We start from the raw sequence: 266 nt of genomic DNA, 5'->3' as shown, positions 1-266 counted from the left end.
AGGTTGATCTGGTGAAGACCCTCCGGCGTCAGTACATGCTGGCCTTCGATCGAAGCGCGGGGCTGTCCATCGAGGGCCGCCAGCAGCTTGGCCTTCCAGTTCGAAATCGGACCGTCGCCATCGATCGACAGATTGACGGATGGATCGCCCGGCAGCGACAGCAACGTCGCCATCACGCCGCCCTTCGGTTCGGCAAGCTGAGCCTTGAGGCGAAGGTGGTTTTCCTCGGGCATGAAGGCAACGTCGGCGTTCAGCTTGGCGTCCGG

1 protein-coding gene is annotated in these 266 nt (G+C 62.8%); it reads right to left on the bottom strand.

Going from position 1 to position 266, the window contains the following annotated elements; all coding sequences use genetic code 11:
• The coding region (locus SB764_RS41025; RefSeq protein ID WP_410866900.1) for a hypothetical protein at nucleotides 1–266 on the bottom strand (266 nt) is incomplete at both ends.

This window comes from Paraburkholderia sp. SIMBA_027 (genome assembly GCF_046535315.1).
GTDB lineage: Bacteria > Pseudomonadota > Gammaproteobacteria > Burkholderiales > Burkholderiaceae > Paraburkholderia > Paraburkholderia tropica.
Note: the sequence above shows the minus strand (reverse complement) of the source record. Positions and strands in the feature narration are given on the sequence as shown.